The 16,397-nt window shown below is 45.8% G+C and carries 16 protein-coding genes; 5 read left to right on the top strand and 11 right to left on the bottom strand.

All coding sequences use genetic code 11. From position 1 onward, the window contains the following. Nucleotides 1-8 precede the first annotated feature (8 nt). From OGV67_RS03970 to OGV67_RS03930, 9 genes are all read right to left on the bottom strand, one after another. Nucleotides 9-890 carry a glycine betaine ABC transporter substrate-binding protein gene (locus tag OGV67_RS03970; RefSeq protein ID WP_012133744.1) on the bottom strand — a complete coding sequence of 294 codons (882 nt, stop codon included), beginning with the start codon at nt 888-890 and terminating at the stop codon, nt 9-11. Between the two features lie 179 nt (nt 891-1,069). Next, the gene (locus tag OGV67_RS03965) at nt 1,070-1,657 is read right to left on the bottom strand and encodes a LuxR C-terminal-related transcriptional regulator (protein WP_286464962.1); all 588 of its coding nucleotides are present in this window, start codon (nt 1,655-1,657) and stop codon (nt 1,070-1,072) included. A gap of 45 nt (nt 1,658-1,702) precedes the next feature. Next, nucleotides 1,703-2,368, bottom strand: a complete 666-nt coding sequence (locus tag OGV67_RS03960; RefSeq protein ID WP_115615047.1) for an EAL domain-containing protein — start codon at nt 2,366-2,368, stop codon at nt 1,703-1,705. 52 nt (nt 2,369-2,420) lie between these two features. Then, the gene (locus tag OGV67_RS03955; RefSeq protein WP_130029234.1) at nt 2,421-3,203 is read right to left on the bottom strand and encodes a hypothetical protein; all 783 of its coding nucleotides are present in this window, start codon (nt 3,201-3,203) and stop codon (nt 2,421-2,423) included. Nucleotides 3,204-3,520: 317 nt separating this feature from the next. Beyond that, on the bottom strand, nt 3,521-4,612 hold the full coding sequence (locus tag OGV67_RS03950; protein WP_115615046.1) for a fimbrial protein: 1,092 nt from the start codon (nt 4,610-4,612) through the stop codon (nt 3,521-3,523). Nucleotides 4,613-4,627: 15 nt separating this feature from the next. Further along, nucleotides 4,628-7,066, bottom strand: a complete 2,439-nt coding sequence (locus OGV67_RS03945; protein ID WP_115615045.1) for a fimbria/pilus outer membrane usher protein — start codon at nt 7,064-7,066, stop codon at nt 4,628-4,630. Nucleotides 7,067-7,097: 31 nt separating this feature from the next. Beyond that, complete coding sequence (locus OGV67_RS03940) at nt 7,098-7,796, bottom strand: fimbrial biogenesis chaperone (protein ID WP_115615044.1); 699 nt, start codon at nt 7,794-7,796, stop codon at nt 7,098-7,100. A 181-nt stretch (nt 7,797-7,977) separates the two neighbouring features. Then, the gene (locus tag OGV67_RS03935) at nt 7,978-8,556 is read right to left on the bottom strand and encodes a fimbrial protein (protein WP_024130637.1); all 579 of its coding nucleotides are present in this window, start codon (nt 8,554-8,556) and stop codon (nt 7,978-7,980) included. Nucleotides 8,557-9,329: 773 nt separating this feature from the next. Then, nucleotides 9,330-9,713, bottom strand: coding sequence for a nuclear transport factor 2 family protein (locus tag OGV67_RS03930; RefSeq protein WP_225622040.1), 384 nt, complete (start codon nt 9,711-9,713; stop codon nt 9,330-9,332). 106 nt (nt 9,714-9,819) lie between these two features. Here OGV67_RS03930 and OGV67_RS03925 point away from each other — a divergent pair, with 106 nt between their 5' ends. Together OGV67_RS03925 and cueP are read left to right on the top strand one after the other, a co-directional pair. Beyond that, nucleotides 9,820-10,575: a helix-turn-helix domain-containing protein gene (locus tag OGV67_RS03925; RefSeq protein ID WP_115615043.1), complete on the top strand. Its 756-nt coding sequence runs from the start codon at nt 9,820-9,822 to the stop codon at nt 10,573-10,575. 691 nt (nt 10,576-11,266) lie between these two features. Continuing rightward, nucleotides 11,267-11,815, top strand: a complete 549-nt coding sequence (cueP, locus tag OGV67_RS03920) for a copper-binding periplasmic metallochaperone CueP (RefSeq protein ID WP_012133730.1) — start codon at nt 11,267-11,269, stop codon at nt 11,813-11,815. A gap of 115 nt (nt 11,816-11,930) precedes the next feature. On the opposite strand, the gene OGV67_RS03915 is transcribed toward cueP, so the two are convergent. Continuing rightward, the gene (locus OGV67_RS03915; protein WP_012133729.1) at nt 11,931-12,461 is read right to left on the bottom strand and encodes a hypothetical protein; all 531 of its coding nucleotides are present in this window, start codon (nt 12,459-12,461) and stop codon (nt 11,931-11,933) included. A 311-nt stretch (nt 12,462-12,772) separates the two neighbouring features. Between OGV67_RS03915 and OGV67_RS03910 the strand changes: the two genes are divergently transcribed. Both OGV67_RS03910 and OGV67_RS03905 read left to right on the top strand, forming a co-directional pair. Next, nucleotides 12,773-13,117 (top strand): anti-adapter protein IraM, encoded by a 345-nt coding sequence (locus OGV67_RS03910; protein ID WP_047458657.1) that lies wholly within the window; start codon nt 12,773-12,775, stop codon nt 13,115-13,117. A gap of 232 nt (nt 13,118-13,349) precedes the next feature. Then, on the top strand, nt 13,350-14,810 hold the full coding sequence (locus OGV67_RS03905) for an EAL domain-containing protein (RefSeq protein WP_200003489.1): 1,461 nt from the start codon (nt 13,350-13,352) through the stop codon (nt 14,808-14,810). A 126-nt stretch (nt 14,811-14,936) separates the two neighbouring features. On the opposite strand, the gene OGV67_RS03900 is transcribed toward OGV67_RS03905, so the two are convergent. Continuing rightward, nucleotides 14,937-15,194 (bottom strand): hypothetical protein, encoded by a 258-nt coding sequence (locus OGV67_RS03900; RefSeq protein ID WP_024130634.1) that lies wholly within the window; start codon nt 15,192-15,194, stop codon nt 14,937-14,939. 168 nt (nt 15,195-15,362) lie between these two features. Here OGV67_RS03900 and OGV67_RS03895 point away from each other — a divergent pair, with 168 nt between their 5' ends. Next, nucleotides 15,363-16,352 (top strand): lysozyme inhibitor LprI family protein, encoded by a 990-nt coding sequence (locus OGV67_RS03895; protein WP_012133726.1) that lies wholly within the window; start codon nt 15,363-15,365, stop codon nt 16,350-16,352. The last annotated feature ends 45 nt before the right edge of the window (nt 16,353-16,397 follow it).

The raw sequence follows: 16,397 nt of genomic DNA, 5'->3' as shown, positions 1-16,397 counted from the left end.
GTCGTACCCTATTTAATTACGCCTTTTGCGCGCAAAAAGTCTTCCGCCACATCGCGCGGTTCTTCTTTATTCTTTTCCACTTCCGCATTCAGTTTTTGCATCGTGGCGTTATCAAGCAACTGGCTGATGTTATTTAAAATGTCGCGAACCTGGGGATGTGCCTGTAGTGCTGTATCGCGCACGACCGGCGCAACTTCGTAGGGAGGGAAGAGGTGTTTGTCGTCTTCCAGTGCGACATACTGGTTTTCCGCGATTTGCCAGTCGGTTGCGAAGCCGTTTGCGACGTCTATTTGCCCGGCAGCAAGGGCGTCGTAGCGCAGGCCGACTTTGGCAAACTGGCGGAAAGCTTTAAATTTAATGCCGTAGGTCTGCTCCAGCCCTTTCAGGCCGTCCTGGCGGTCGCCAAACTCCGCACCTGCGCCGATGGTCAGTTCCGGCGCGGCTTTGGCGAGATCGGAGAGCGTTTTCAGGTGGTATTTCTCTGCGGTTTGTTTGCTCACCAGCAGTGCGTAGCCGTTGTTCACGCGGGCTGGTTGCAGCCAGGTGAGATGATATTGCTGCTGGTAGGCGTCGCTGACCTGCTTAAACACCTGTGCGGCATCGGAGGAGGGCTTTCCTTTGACCACTGCGCTGAGCGCCGTACCTGTATATTCCGGGTACATATCAATTTCGCCTTTCAGCAGCGCGGCGTGGGCGATTAACGTCCCGCCCAGGTTTGTTTTGCGTTCAACGGAAAGCCCGGATTGCTCCAGTGCCTGGGCATAGATTTCCGCCAGAATATATTGTTCGGTAAAGTTTTTGCTGCCCACAACGAAATCCGCTGCCTGCGCCTGCGCTGCGAACAACCCCAGCGCCAGCCAGGAGGCTGCCAGTTTGTTTTTTATGCTCATCCCCGTTTCCCCGCAAAGAAATGCATGAATTTACTTGTATATACAAACCAGCGAAGCTAGCAGCATATTGACGGCGCATGAAATAGGGATTCGTTCTTTCTTATAACGAAACTTTAAATGTTTACTATTTGGCTGACTTCTCCTCGTACCAGCATCGCCAGACAAGTTTCAGACGGGGCTCAGTGCCGTTGAATGGTCTTAACAGCGGAGAGCGCCGGGTGGATACATAAGTAATTTTGGCTGCTCAGTAATCCCATCTTTTTTAATGCCGACCTCTTATAGTAAGAGACCGTTTTTTCAGAGATGTTTATTGCGCTGTACATTCGTTTCACATTCCCGGCGCGGACAAACTCGCTGAGAATAAAAAACTCTTTGTCAGTGATGGTGTTACTTTCCGTATTTTTTCTATTTGAAATAGCTATCAGAATATCGTTTAATTCTGATAATGTTTTGTTTTTATTGAAGTAATATACACCGTGCTGGCAAAAGAAATGGCGACGGGAATGCAGGCCTGACGGTGATATGCACAGCGTAACCTTACTAAAGAAAAAGGTTATTAACCTGTCGAGTAAACCCGGCTCTCTGACGGAGAGTAACACAACGGTATCTTTTGATAGCGAAAAAAAGGTGGTTAGCGTGAAACGTTCAAACTCGCCAGCATCGCTTAAAAAAATGCTCTCAACACGCGTACCTGACTCTTTCATCCCTTTCGATATACCCGTCAGATAATAGACGTCATCAGACACTATCACTATTTTCGACTTCATTTGAATCCCTTTTTTATATTTGAAATATGCTGGTTTCCTTAATATTTAAATCGTTATTACGAATGATTCTCGCTCATCAACGGGCCAGAGAAATCCCTGGGCATAATGTACGTCGCTCTCCGAAATAAAGCGGTGCTGGTATTCATTTTCAACGCCTTCCACCAGAACATGATCCGTCAGATATTCCACCTGTGTTACCAGCGTTGTCATTGCTGGGGTATCCTGTTCAGCGGATATTCTCCAGAGTTCATGTTTATCAATTTTAATCCCATCAAAGCGAAAGGGGAGTTGCGCAATTAACGGAATATGCCTGACATAGAGATCGTCCAGCCAAAGTTGAGTATTAAAAGCGCGCATTAGGGTCAGAATTGCATCAATATGCGGCACAAGTTGTGGAAAATAAGACTCGCTTTGCTGGCAATCAATTTCAATAACCTTTGGGCCGGGTAACATGGCAAGAATCGATCTGAGCCACACCAGATTCATAAGCAATGGAATCGTAATATTCAAAAATAAAATGCCATTGCGATCGTGCTGATTTGCTACTCCCGTGCATATCTGTTCCTGAACAATATGTGACAGGAGTTCTGGCGAAACAGAACGGAAAAATAGCTCTGGATCTGCCCCTTCCGGCTGGCAGAGCACCTCACCGCCAATCCGTCTACCGGTCTGGACATGAATGATAGGTTCGATACGGCACATGAGTTTCATAATAATGGCATATCCTTTTTAATTATAAACGGTGCATCAGGCTTTTCTGGGATTAATTAAATCGGTCGCGATAAGATATGCTTGCACTTTTTAGTGGATTACTGTTTATCGCTTTCAGCATTTTTATGTGTTCATTTTTAGTGCTTAGATGCAGCTTTTTATTGATCTTTTTGATGTAGTAAAAAAGCGTGTGATAGCGTTTATTTATTATTTTTGCGATGTCATGGGTAGGCGTGCTGTGGGCCAGTTCGGTCAGCACGGTCCATTCAATGTCGTCAAAAGAATCCGGCTGTTCTATTTCAGCCATGAGATCGTTAATGTACTGGCTGTAAAAAGCCTCATCCAGCCAGCAGGCATGAACGGCATGATTAAGCTCGGACATGGGTTCATACTTAGAAACGATATTGATATAATGAAAACTTCGCAAAACCTGAAGCAGGTAACTGTTACGCGTAAAAGTAAACACCGTTAAGCGAATGCCAGGATAGTTTATCTGCATATCATAAATGAAATTAAGCGCCTCCAGCGCACTCTCCTCCAGCGTAAAAACTTCCATGACGACATTATCAATAATATGGTTTTCTATTTTGTATTTTGCTTCTCTGAATGTCGGGCTGGTGTGTAATACCAAAGGGTTGATCAGGTGTTTGCAAAGAAAATTAATCATATAGTTATCGGTATCAATAATTAACGTTGAATGGAGCGGCTGCGTAACGCTATTTAATGACTTGACAGAGTTTTCTATCATGACTAAATCAAATCTTGCAGTGGAAGGATTACAGGATGAGTCCTCACTGCTGAGATAAAGAAATTGATCGTTCTGTAGTGTACGCATTATATTTTTCGATCCGCATATCGTTTACAATAATGACAAGATGTAAAATTTAACTGTAACTATTTATAAAATAAGAAAATAATAGTGATGCTATTAAAACACACCATGATAAGGCGTTGATATACACTTCATCCTTCAGGCTGCCTCTTTGTTGGCTGCGCTCATTCACCCCGGTCACGTACTACGTGTACGCTCCTGGGGGCTCATTCACTTGCCGCCTCGATGCTTCTCAAATGATTTTGTGTATAAATATCTTTCTTTTTTTGTTGAGGCTTCTGATTATTTCAGTAGATGACTATTCTGTTTCTCGCCTTTTATCATGGGTAAATGATATTTACTTTCGCCGTGGTCTGTATTCTGCCTTCCGTCGGTTTGGCACCATAGATGTAATAATATGCTCTCAGTGGAATATCAAAATTGCTTCCCCACTGCGCAATCTTATAGAGTTCATACTCGTTGGTAATATTACCTGCGGTAAGCTCTGTCTGGCTGATGGCAATTTTTTTACTGGTATCGGCACGCATAATTCGCACCCCAATATTCCTTGCCGTTCCCTGGGTGTTTTTCAGGGTGTATTTATCCGTATCGACGCTGGCGCTACTGAGATAAAACTGAATGGTGCGTGTGCTCATGCCTTCTAACAGGTCGCTGCATTCGGCATGCAGAGTGAAGTTTTCATAAAACTGCGCTTCCTTTCCTGCGGATATCAGGCTGGTAAGATCGGTTTCCGGTAGCGTGACCGTCGTATCCGGGATGCTACAGGTGCTGACATGAGGACGATAATTGATCGTGATATTCTGGTAGAACAGGCGTTTCTCTTCGTCAGAACCGATAAGGCCTAATATCCATTTAATGAATTCGGCTAAATTAACGCCGGGAAACCAGAAATCGATACCTGAAGCATCAACAACGGATATAGCGTGAGCAAGAGTAATACTGGTTGCGTCCGGGCCAACGTTATAGACATAGGCCGGGTTGGCGCCGCTCGGTACGCTTTTGAGTAACTTAGCCTTATAGGTATAGACCACGTTATTCAGCGAAGTACCGGGAATATGACTTTCTCCAGAGCGACTATAGTCTTTTTTCGTGGGTACAATATTGCCGATGGTGAATTGCAATACATAGTTACCATAATTGATATAGGCCGTGCTGTTGGCCATTTCAGAGATAATGGCAACACGGTTAGCATAACCAATCCATTCGCCGGTACAGCTAAACGTACCGGATGACAGCGACAGGTTCTGCGAACCTGTGGTTTCGCTGCTGAGGGAAAGTGAATCCAGGTTGAGCACCAGATTGCTCTCTTTTTGCGCGCCGGAATCGCTTTTACAGGAGGCCTGTACGCCATAGCTTATCGATCCCAGTAGCCAGGCAAGAATTAACGTTATTGTACGCATAGTGATTTTCATCCTCTGCTCCTGCCATTAGCGGCAAATATTTATCTGACCATCGTGGGTCGGCTGGCTAATAACACAGCTTTGGCGGCCGTCACTGCTGGTTTTGATATGTAAACGTGACGGGAGCTGTTCCGTTTTCAGGTACAACATTCCTCCCTGGGCGACATATCCGACGCTGGCGCCAGCATCGTCAAAAATTTCAGTGCCGAAGGGGAGAGGGCGCCCGTTAACGGCCCGTGCGGGCAACATGAACTGCCGCCGTTGGTCGGTATCGAAGCGCACATAGGTGACGGAACCCGCATAAGGCACCACTTCCTGGATATTGCCTTTCAGCTCAACGCCTTCCTTCATATGGGTGGTATCTAACTGGATTCGGTTTTTACGGTACGGGGACAGGTAAGGAACCAACGCTTTCCCGGCGGTATTCGTGGTGCGTGTGCCGTCGCCGCCCAGCGTGGCCCCTTGAGCGCCTGGCGCGTCGATAATTGCGAAGGTATCGCCCAACTGGCTGGACGTCAGCAGGCCGCCCCGATAAGCCACCAGGCTACCGCTGGCTCCCGCGCCGATCTGACGATAGTCTCCTGACTCGCTATAGCTGCCGTTTAAGGTGGTAAACGCAGTGCGATAGCTCAGGCTGCTGCTGGCCGAGTTATTTCCACCGCGACGGTTGCTGCCGCTGACGCTATAGGCCGCCTGATTAAATTCGCCTGCGGTTCCGCTGATCCCCACGTTCGTGTCGGAATAGCCGTCACGATTAAATGTAACGCTGCTGTTGAGGAAAACGGGCCGTTCAAAGAGACTCAGGGGCACCGAGAACGTGAGGTAATAACGTCGTTCTTCGCGCTGATTATCGTTACGCATGCTACTGGCTGAGAGGGTATAACTTACGGCGCCAACGTGGTTGGAATACCCCAGTTGATACTCTTTTGTTGTGCCATGACCATTCCAGTAGTCCCGCCAGGTTCCTGATAAGTAAAGGGAACCCAGTTCTTCACCCAGAGACTGGCTCAGGTTGATATTAAAAGTGTTTTTCTGGCGCATATATCTGGCATTAGGGCTGTCAGCGTTCTCTTTTTGCCAGTTATGCAAAGCGATTGCATCATTGAAGCTGTAATAGTTTTTCGTGGAATAGCGATACGCCGCCAGCGCAAAGTTCGTCCCGGTGACATTGAAGAAACGGCTAAAGGCGACTTTGTAACTTTGCCCACGGACTTTTTTATCTGCCGGAATTTGCGTTTGTGACTGTGTGACGTCAAAAGACAGCGCGCCAAACGGGAGATTAAGGCCGCTCCCGAGAAGAAACGCGTTATAGTCTTCGCTGTAAATTACCCCGGTATAACCGGTGATCAGGTTATTGATCCCGTATTGATAGCTGCCCTGGGCAAACTGGGGGCGATAGCGGCTTTCTTCCGTGCGCGTTTCCCCCAGCAACAGACCATATTTCCCAATACCTTCTTGCAGCATGTTTGGCACCGAAGAAAAGGGGACGATGAAACTGCTGGTGCGCCCGTCTGCTTCAATGACTTCGACATTCAGATCGCCGCCTGAGCCGGTAGGAAGGATATCCGCAATTTCAAATGGGCCAGGCGACACGTTTTTCTGATAAATAACCTGCCCGTTCTGACTAATTTTAACCAGCGCGTTAGACTGTGCGACGCCGCGTACAATCGGGGAAAAGCCCTGTTGAGAATCGGGTAACATGCGCATATCCGTGCCCATGCTGACGCCGCGAAAACGCAAAGAGTCAAAAAGATCGTTGCTGGAATAGCTGTCACCCATGCGGATGATCGATTTAAGCGCAGCGATCCCGCGCTCAACGTAGCGTGTATTGTTTGTCCATGATCCTTCCACGCCCTTGCTTTTGTTATAGCTGGAGCTATCGCGAAATTGCCAGCCAAACGCATTCAGCCCGCTGTTTAACTGGAAATAGGCGTTTTCCTGATTGCGTCCGCCGCCTTTGGCTTCGTTGTAGTTATAGTTGGCATTGTATCCCAGCATCAGCGCCGGAATGCCTTCATCCCAAAAGACGGGATCGACATAACCGCGCAGCGTCTGGCGAATATACGCCTGGGGAATGGTCAGACGCAGCGACATATCGGCCGCATTGACTTTCATACTGCCTCCGTGCAGTAACGTATTCACATCCACTCGCTCGCTGGCGCTATTTGCGGCAGGGACTATTGAGGGAAGAAGCCCAAGCTGGGCAATATTCTCATGCTGGAAAAACGTTCCTTCATCCGTGATATAAACGGGAAGGCGGCCTTTCCATTCCTCGTTAATAAAAACATCAAACGGGTATTCACCAGGAGGAAGCGCAGAGGCACGATAAAAACGCGACATATCGGCATTTTTAGAGTCACCGGCTAAAAAGTCAGTATTGAAAGCCACGGCATACGCCCGACTATAAATAGACATCATCGCCAGTATTGGCAATAAACATGCGTATTGACTCTTTTTACCAGCCATTGCCATCCCCATTCATTTGGACATTATTATATTATTTTGTGGTGAATGAATATTTTTGATATGAACCGTAATCATCAACTAACAGAATATCCAAAGCCTGCCCCGATAAAACCGCCCCTGTCGTGGGTATTGTCAGTGTTGACAATGGCGCAATCATTTTCGGTTCGCCAGTAAGAGATTTACCTCGTGAACTCATTGTGGCAATCGATGCGAAATAAGGAGCCCGGTTTGTGGCGACAAGTTGATTACCCTGCGCGCTAAACGATAAATACTTATGTAAATCGCTGGCCGGAATCGTGAGTTCGGTCGGGCGATAAAATAATTTGATGCGCGACTTAATGGCGATTTGCATCGTGTTTTTGCCATCAATATTTTCCTGTTTTGGCGGAATATCCAGCACATTCAGGTAATAAACGGATTCCCTGTCCTGAGGCAGCGCGTTGGCTGAGCCGGTATAGCGAATGCGCAGCTGCTGGCCGCTACCGCCTTCAACTTTCACCACTGGCGGCGTCAGCAAAAAGGGAACCTGAGCGGTTTCTGGCGTAGAGTCTGGATTACCTTCGTCTATCCAGGCCTGAATTAACGCCGGACTGTTGCCACGGTTAATCAGCTGAACCGTTGTTTCTTTTTGTTCTTCAGGATAGATAACCCTGGTATTGCTAATAATAACATTCGCCAGACTGCTAAAGCTGAAGGCAATAAGCGTTAGAAAAATGAGAGAACGTTTCATATTAACCTGAAAAAAGAGAGCCTAATCTAATCAATATACCTGGTCGCGTTTATTTTCTCTCTTCCCTCCTGAATTGCAGGTATAAGAATACCTCACCAGAAGGTGAAAATAATTCGCGAATACAATAAGTCAATAATGACGGATCAGGCTCTTTATTTATATGAGTAAATTAACCCGTTGCTTATAAATACGCGACGGTATAAGTCAGCATGGTGTTAACGGCACCGGTATCGGCAGCGTCTGAACCGACTTTATAGTAGTTCGCATACAGATCGACAGTGGCGCTATCACCTTCAACATTCGTATCAAGGTTAGTATGCAGGTTCAGCGGCGTCTGGCTATTGGCCAGCGTGCTGAGTGCGATACCCACGTTTTTCTTCGTGCCGTCGGTTCTCAACTGTGTGTTGTTCAGATACAGACCATCGTTAGAAATACTGTCTGAACTCAGGATCAGATTCAGGGTATTTTTATTTCCCGCGCCATCGTCCTGCCCCAGGGAAGCAGAAGTACAGCCGGTAAATTCCAGAGTAAATTGTTTACGGTTTTTCTGGATCAGACCTGCGGTAGATGCATCGCTAACGGCGATGGGATCTAATGGAATCGTCAGGTCAGCAGAGTTTCCGCCGTTAATTGTACAGGTTGTATCAGTAACCTGGCCGGTAAAGGTGATAGTACCGCCAGAAGCCTCGGTTGCAGCGCTGACATTAAAGGCTGCGAAGGATGACGCGATAACGAAAGAAGAGATAGCGAGCTTTTTCATTGATATTAACTCCAGTATGTTTGCTCCCGTCCTGGGGACGAACATTTCATGTCACAAAACCGTCCTGGTCTTGCTGTCTACATCCGTAAAATCCCTGAAAACGGAAAAATGGAGCCTGCATCATTATTTCCATCAGGTTAGGTGATGATCCTAATTGATGTAACACAATCTTAAAATATCAGTTTAAGAATTTACTTAAATTAAGTGTATAAGTCTGCTGTTTTGGTTTTTTTTCTTGTTTATCAGCATATGGCACTGATCGTGTAACTGAGATGTAACTTTAAATTTTAAAATTCTTATAAAACGAAAGGCAAAATGGAAAAAATCTGATGCTTACATTCAGTAATATTGATTTACACAATCAGGTAACGACAAAAAAAGAGAATATTTTGCGCGCTAATGTTATATTTATAAAGAAAAGTAGTTAAATGTTCTTTGTTTGTTTTATTTTTGTTTCATTATTCAGGGTGGATTATTTTAATTAATAAGATTTATTAAAATGAAAGTGGGTGAAGAGGATGAGCAAAAGGGATAAAAACGCCCAGGCATGCAATATAAAATGGCGTTTTAATAAAAAGGAGAGTGGAGGGGGATTGCTGCTTATTCTTACAGGTACGCACTGACGCTAACTAAATAGTGCAATGGCAGGGGAGCAGAGTGTACGGCTTTGCCATATGGGGACTGTTATATACCGCAAACTCCGTATTTTTATAGGCGGGGCTGCGTTCTGTCGTTGCATTCCGGCCTTTATCTGTCCCTTAATTCGCTCCCGATCACCGCAGACTTCCCAGCATTTTATCTTCTTCGGCGCCGCTGATTAACCGGGTTAATTCCTGACAGGCAGCAATACGGCCATTTTCTAATGTGAAACAGGCAAAGACTTCGGTTTGTGCCTGTTCGCCGTTCGTTTTGATGACGGTCACCAGGTGATGGGTCAGAACGTGATTGCCCTGCTGAGCGATGGCCAGAATGTTCACCTTCATGGTACGAGTAACCTGTTTTAGTTTTGCCATGTGCGTGACGAAGTTATCGTAATCAAGGTCGATGCCATTTACCGTCTGGCGATAATCGGGCGTGAAAAATGATTCGATAGTGTGTTCATCGTGCCCGGGTCGGGAAATAACGGCATCAAGCGCCTGAGCAACGCGTTGCATCATATTTTTCAATGTTCTCTTCCTCATCGTGATTGTGTACAGGGAAGATTACCCTCAGACTGAAGTGGCAAAGTAACCGTAGTAAGACAATAAATACGTTAAATCGGCCATGATGATAGAAAGCATTCAACCTTTACATCACTCCTCTAAGCATACGACTCAGTGGCACCATCACCCTGGCGGGCAGTTGTACTGGATCACGCGTGGCATAGTGATGGTCGAAACGGAGCAAGGGCAGTGGGCGTTGACGCCCGGTTCGGTAGGGTGGCTTCCGCCGTCGTTACCCCATTGCGCGTGGATGCCGGTGAGTGCATATGGCGCCAGTCTGCACTTCAGCGTGGAATATTGCGGGGTCTTTCCCTCCTCACCGTGCGTTCGGGCAGCGTCGCCTTTTTTACTGCTGTTGCTTGAGAAAATTTGTGGGGAGGGAACCATCGGAGAGCCTTCAGAGCGGCTGGCTCACCTGTTGCAGGTTATGGTCGATGAGATTCGCTATGCTGATGCGCTCTCTTCACAATTGATCCTTCCCGACGACAGAAGGGTCAGACAGATTGCGCAAAAAATACTGGCCGACAGAGCCTGTACGCGGAGTCAGGCAGAGCTGGCGAAACAGGCCGGGCTGAGCGTCAGGACGTTGAGCCGCCTTTTTATACAGCAGACGGGATTAACATTCGGTCAGTGGAAGCAAAAAGCGAAAGTCATTTTGTCGCTGGAATATTTACTGCGCGGAGAGCCTGTCAGCCTTGCCGCGCAATTAGCGGGTTATGAGAATGTGAGTGCATTTATTGCCGTGTTCAGGCGTTTTATGGGAATGACGCCAGGGCAGTTCTATCTGCGTTTCGGTCATGGTACGAATGTGGTTTAAAAAAAGGTCGCATAAATAGAGTCACTTATGCGACAAGGCACACGGAGTCAGACATCCCTGCCTGTATAATAGAATCTTATGATTTGTTCTTCGTTTTCTCCAGAATGACGCCTTCCAGAAAAATAATTCTGTTTTCCAGAAGATTAATATAATCCTTCATCAGGACATTTTCTTGTCGCAACGTTTTAAAGACATTGATTTTTAAGTTAAGGTCGTGGTCTATTTTATTTCTTCCTGTTTTTTTTATGTTTAACAGTTCCCTTTTCATAAATATTCCTTATGCTTATAAGGTTATGCCTTTATTTCTTATTGCTCATATTTATGCTGTGTAATTATCTTGTCAAGATTATTATTTTTTCTCATTGGATTTAAGATGCAAGAACAATGTACCGGAGAGAATAAATGAGACTCTGGACTCAGGCGTGTTCTGTTTACATTGATGTATTACGCTTTTATCAGTGTTGACATGTTATCAGTTAGTTGTTTATATAACATATATTTTACAGGGAAAAGTTCATAATTGTGATATGGTCACTTGAACTCTTTTTTATTGGACTGCATGTCTTTCATTTTTTTGCTTATTTAGCACGCTCATACAGATCTTTTCTAAACTTTACCTGATGTGCGCCTGTCTTCTTCTTCCTGAAAAGACGTATAATTGTGAAACACAATTCGTACAAGGATAATAATTATGCCGAAAATCATTCAGTCTTTATTATTATTTATTGCACTAAGTAATATCTCAATGGCATCGACGCAGGAAACGGCGTTTTTGGCTGAGCGCGGGCTGGCGGGAAAATCGGTTGAGCAAATGGTGGATGCTATCGATCAAAACCCTCAGGCGCGTCCTTTACCGTATACCGCTTCTGTGACCAGCACGGATCTGAAACTGTCGGCGAATGGCGAAACGTACACCTTTCCGCTGGGTGAGAAATTTTATCTCTCGCTGGCGCCTTATGAATATCAAACCCATCCCTGTTTTAACCACAGTCTTTCAGGTTGCCAGGGAGAAATGCCGGACACCTGGTTTGATGTGAACGTGACAGATCGGAACGGTACGGTGTTGATACATAAGAAAATGAAAAGTTATCAGAATGGCTTTATCGGGTTATGGCTGCCGCGTAACACTGAGGGGATGATTGAAATCAGTCATGAGGGGAAAAAAGCGGCTTATTCGTTTAAAACCGCGAATGACAGTCAGACTTGCCTGACCGACCTGCAATTACGCGCTGCCTCGTAAAGGGATAAACAGCCTGAAGAGATGACTGACGATGTGCTGCATTCTTCGCCAGTCTCTATCTTCAGGGCGATTCCCTTGCCGGTGACTCAGCCCCGCATCGGGTGCGAATCACGTATCATGTAATGGTGACTTCTTTTCGGATTTTGTTTTGAAATTCCGTAGACAGCGATTTAAATTGCGCTCGCTTTTCTGTCAGTGTGGTAATGACTTTATTGCTGCTGGTACATCTGCCGTAGATAAAGTCAAAATAGATAGAGCAGTTTGAAACTTTACACAGCGTATTATAATCATCCTGTAGATGCGGAAAGTAAATAGATATTAATGCTTTTATTTTGGAGTAAAGTTTGCTGTCGCCGCTTATTGTCGGTTGTGTTATCGGCGTTTCTGTGGCGCTTTTACTCTTCACTTTTGTAATGAAAAACTCAATGGTGGATATTCGATACGTATGCCATTCGATTTCCATTGCTAACAGCTCCTCATATTTTTGCAGAATTTTATTATTCTGATCCTCTTTCCTTTTGAGTTCCAGCCCATCCATTATTTTTTGTTCTATTTTAGCTTCGGCTTTCAGAATGAGTATCCATCCTCCAGACAGTGCCAGGATGCAGCCAATTATGATTAAGGAGATAATAAATATTATATCCATACATCAGACTCCTTCATTTGTTATTTTGCTCAAATTGCCTGAGTACCATTGCGACACAATCCGGCCCGTACTTAAATCTTATGTTGTGTGATTGCTATAAATTCTGTTGATATTTTAAAAAATAGATGCAGAGTTAGCTGATATGTTTCATTAAGTCAAATCAGATCGCCTTGTCAATGTGTAAATAAAGTATTTGTTTTCTGTTCAAGCGTAAGGTTTTTGATTTTTCTTATTTCTGTTAGACATGAGGCAGAGTATTAGTAATTCTCTTAGGGCGTTAATGGACGAACATACAACAAAAGGAGTTTGTTATGGAGTGGAGCGTCGAAAATAACCTGGTGTGCCCGACAACGGGAACCGCCTTTGCGCTGACCAGCGGAGCGGAAAATCTTAAGTTCATTCTGTGGTATAAGGGCGATTATTTTTTACGCACAGGTTCCGTTATCTCCCCGGAGGATTCAGGCGTCCTGGCGAACGGGAAAAAAAGAAACATCAAAATCCTGCACGTTTTCCCCTACAGCAATGCGTTATGGGCCTCTTTTCATAACCGAATTGATTGCCCGGGAAATGGCGTTGTTACCATCAATCACTGTGCGCGACAGCAGCGGTGCGTATTCACGCTTTGTCCGTATGGCGCGAGGACTGTCACCGGATAAAATAATTTATGGCGTGACTATTCTGGCATCGCAGAACGTCGTCGTTACATGCAAATTGGGTATCCATCCTTTTTATTGCTGTCATTTAAGACGGGCCGGTTTTGTGTCGCCTGAATACAGAGTGCCCTGAGTAGAAAAGAAGCGACCTGATATGTCTTTAAGGTTTATAACAAAATCAGATAAAAGAATCCTTACAGCTTCTGTCTTTCTGTTTTTTCTGGTATTTGCCAGCGTGCTGTGGCTGGAGTTAACGAGCGTACAGCAAAGTAAGCAGGCGCTGCTGCAATCTGAGGTCAAAAGTCTGGCTTTTGTCGTCGATAAAGTATTAGGCGATGCCCGACTGGCGATTGCGCAGGCGCAACCGTTACTGGGTCAGCCCTGTAATACGACACTGGAAAAAAAGCTCAATATTATCCCCACACGCTACCCGCATCTTCAGTCGCTTAACTTTACGCAGGGCAATACGATTTATTGTTCCTCGCTACTCTACAACAAAGGGTACACCCTGAGTCCTGCTCTCTCTTTACAGCAGGGCATAAGGGTTGATCGGGTGATCACCTCTCCGCATGATTTCATCATGATGCTTTATGTTTCTTATCCGGCGGGAAGAATATTTGCGGCTTCTGATGTGCGTATTATTGTTGAGCGCATCAAAAATATGGCGTTCAGCGATCGTATTGTTTTACGCATGAACGATAAAATTTTAACCGCCTCTGGCGTTAAACCGGGGAGTTTGCAGGAGTCGCATTTTTCACACTATATAAAAGCGGAAAGTAATAACAAACTTTATACGATTGCCTGGCGAAAAACCGAACTGGGGGATGCGCTGGCCGTGATCGCCCACTCATGGCGCTATATTGCGATGATTATCGCCAGCGCGCTCGTATCATCCATATTGCTCTGGTTACTGTTATCGCATCGGGCATCATTACCTCATCACCTTGCGGTAGCCATCAGAAGAAATGAAATCCAGCCTTACTACCAGCCGATTGTATGCGCCAAAACAAACCGCGTGATTGGCGCGGAAGTTCTGGCCCGCTGGCAACATTGTGAAGCGGGTTCTGTTTCTCCCGATATCTTTATCCCGGTGGCAGAACGTGCCGGGTTGATTGCCGACCTGACGAAAGGATTACTGGATCTGGTGGTTATCGATATTCAACGCTCGGTCACGGTATTTAAACCGGGTTTTAAATTTAACCTGAACATCAGCCATGCTCATCTGGTGAAGGACTCTTTTTATTCATTCATCGGGACGTATTCAGGCGTGTTTCGCGAACAGAACCTGCAACTTGTTTTTGAAATCACCGAGCGTGGAGAGATCGAAGTGAATGATGATATCTCCAATAAAATTGATTATATGAAGATTCATAATGTCGGGCTGTCGCTGGATGACTTTGGCACGGGATTTTCTAACCTGTCTTATATCACTGGCCTGCGGCCAGAGAATATTAAAATAGGTCGCATGTTTATTAATCTGATTTCGGAAGGGAAAAATACGCCGCTTGTTGATTGTGTGGTCGAGATGGCACAAAGAATGCGTATTCAAACGACTGCGGAAGGGGTGGAGCATAAGTACCAGGTTGATTATCTTCGATCTAAAAATGTTGATTTCTTCCAGGGATATTTCTTCTCCCGGCCACTTTCATTCGCGAATTTTATCCGCTTTATCAGAGGTTATCAGGTTGTCACGTAACATACTGATTATAGGAATTATATCCTGAAGGACTCTGCGCGGGGGAGGGGGCGTGATATGAACGATAAGCTATCTCAAGTGCGTGACAGATTACCGCTCATAATAATTATGCTGTATAGCGATGATTCAGACTGGCGTTTCTTTACCTAAATCATACTGAATTAACTGCCATTGCACGGGCGAGCCCTGATAATAAGGCATCATTTCCCCTTTTTTTAGGTTCACTACAGCCGATACCGCGGTGCTGGACAATTGCCAGTAGCCGCTTTGTGGACTGGCCTGCCCGCTGTTACGCGTGATGCCGAGAGGTTTGCGACTGGCATCGTTTTGTGACGAACCTGAGGAGAGTGTCGAAAGCATGTAATTACTACTGTCTATCTTCATAACCTAACAATCCATGAGGAACACATATTGTTATCAAGCGGCATTTACCGGCAACAACTTAAATCAGGGAGGTGATTATTCATAATGTGAATAAAATCTTGTGACTTATTGCAAATAAAACATAATTTAGCCAAAATAAGCCCCTGTATTGGTTAAAGATTATTCATAATGATTGGTCGCCTGATTAACTGTCTGATACTCCTTGTGTCATTCTCCGCTGCCAGCGCTTATGCGGTTAACTGTCAGCGTGCTTCTATGCCTTTAGAAAACACCATTTGTAACAACGACAATCTTCATTGGCTGGACAGCACGATGACGGTTATCTATCACACGATGTTGGTTAGAAACCCTTCTCAACAGGTTCACAAGAAGTACCAGGAATGGGAAAAGTCGCTACAGGCGTGTACCTCCGACAGCTGCATTGAGCGTGCCTACTATCAGGGCATCAGTTCTATTTCAGACGTTGCCCCGGATTTTGACTGGGAAGGGCTGTGGTGGAACACCAGTGTGTCCAATTTAAGTGGCGGAATGATCCAGTTCAGCCGAAGCGCGGAATGGTCAGTCACGACGGATATTCGCGTCTGGTCGGGATTAAATAAAGATGAGTTTACGGCTGAAGCCCGAAAACTGTACGGCATGGCGCTGGTCGAACGTATTGCCGATACCAGTAATTGCAAACTGCTGTTTATCCCCCGTAAAAGCGGCGCGCTTCAGGTCTACAGCAACGCGGACTGGGGATGCCGGATTTCGATGCCGACGGGGGCATTTATTGATGGGCGTTATCTGCGCTCGGATCACGATCCTCGCCCGAAGGCGACGCTGTACTCGCTGGGAATTTTCTCCGACCCCAAAATGGATGAGCGCTTCCGCGCGCTGGTGGGGGATGATTACCAGAAGTTTGTGGATACCGCCAACGTTTACATTTATCAGGATGATATAGATAACATCGGCGCAACGGTCGTCTCTATGTGGGTGCGTGGCGCGGCGAACAACCATACGGCCATTATTATGTACACGCAAAGCAATATCTGGGCGGCGAGGGTAGAACGCGACAGCGCCGGAAAAATGCAGTTGTACTACTTCAGCACCAGAGGTAACGATATCAAGAAAATGCCGCGTACGCTCGCTGGCTGGAAACTGCGTTACCTGGATCAATAAAACCTGTCGTTATGGGAAAGGAGATCGTCATCGCGATCTCCTTTG

The sequence above is a fragment of the Citrobacter sp. CK188 genome, assembly GCF_030333525.1.
GTDB lineage: Bacteria > Pseudomonadota > Gammaproteobacteria > Enterobacterales > Enterobacteriaceae > Citrobacter_B > Citrobacter_B koseri.
Note: the sequence above shows the minus strand (reverse complement) of the source record. Positions and strands in the feature narration are given on the sequence as shown.

Coding starts and splice junctions, on each gene's coding strand:
- OGV67_RS03970 (WP_012133744.1), bottom strand. CDS start 890: ATGAGCATAAAAAACAAACTGGCAGCCTCCTGGCTGGCGCTGGGGTTG.
- OGV67_RS03965 (WP_286464962.1), bottom strand. CDS start 1,657: ATGAAGTCGAAAATAGTGATAGTGTCTGATGACGTCTATTATCTGACG.
- OGV67_RS03960 (WP_115615047.1), bottom strand. CDS start 2,368: ATGAAACTCATGTGCCGTATCGAACCTATCATTCATGTCCAGACCGGT.
- OGV67_RS03955 (WP_130029234.1), bottom strand. CDS start 3,203: ATGCGTACACTACAGAACGATCAATTTCTTTATCTCAGCAGTGAGGAC.
- OGV67_RS03950 (WP_115615046.1), bottom strand. CDS start 4,612: ATGAAAATCACTATGCGTACAATAACGTTAATTCTTGCCTGGCTACTG.
- OGV67_RS03945 (WP_115615045.1), bottom strand. CDS start 7,066: ATGGCTGGTAAAAAGAGTCAATACGCATGTTTATTGCCAATACTGGCG.
- OGV67_RS03940 (WP_115615044.1), bottom strand. CDS start 7,796: ATGAAACGTTCTCTCATTTTTCTAACGCTTATTGCCTTCAGCTTTAGC.
- OGV67_RS03935 (WP_024130637.1), bottom strand. CDS start 8,556: ATGAAAAAGCTCGCTATCTCTTCTTTCGTTATCGCGTCATCCTTCGCA.
- OGV67_RS03930 (WP_225622040.1), bottom strand. CDS start 9,713: ATGATGCAACGCGTTGCTCAGGCGCTTGATGCCGTTATTTCCCGACCC.
- OGV67_RS03925 (WP_115615043.1), top strand. CDS start 9,820: ATGATGATAGAAAGCATTCAACCTTTACATCACTCCTCTAAGCATACG.
- cueP (WP_012133730.1), top strand. CDS start 11,267: ATGCCGAAAATCATTCAGTCTTTATTATTATTTATTGCACTAAGTAAT.
- OGV67_RS03915 (WP_012133729.1), bottom strand. CDS start 12,461: ATGGATATAATATTTATTATCTCCTTAATCATAATTGGCTGCATCCTG.
- OGV67_RS03910 (WP_047458657.1), top strand. CDS start 12,773: ATGGAGTGGAGCGTCGAAAATAACCTGGTGTGCCCGACAACGGGAACC.
- OGV67_RS03900 (WP_024130634.1), bottom strand. CDS start 15,194: ATGAAGATAGACAGTAGTAATTACATGCTTTCGACACTCTCCTCAGGT.
- OGV67_RS03895 (WP_012133726.1), top strand. CDS start 15,363: ATGATTGGTCGCCTGATTAACTGTCTGATACTCCTTGTGTCATTCTCC.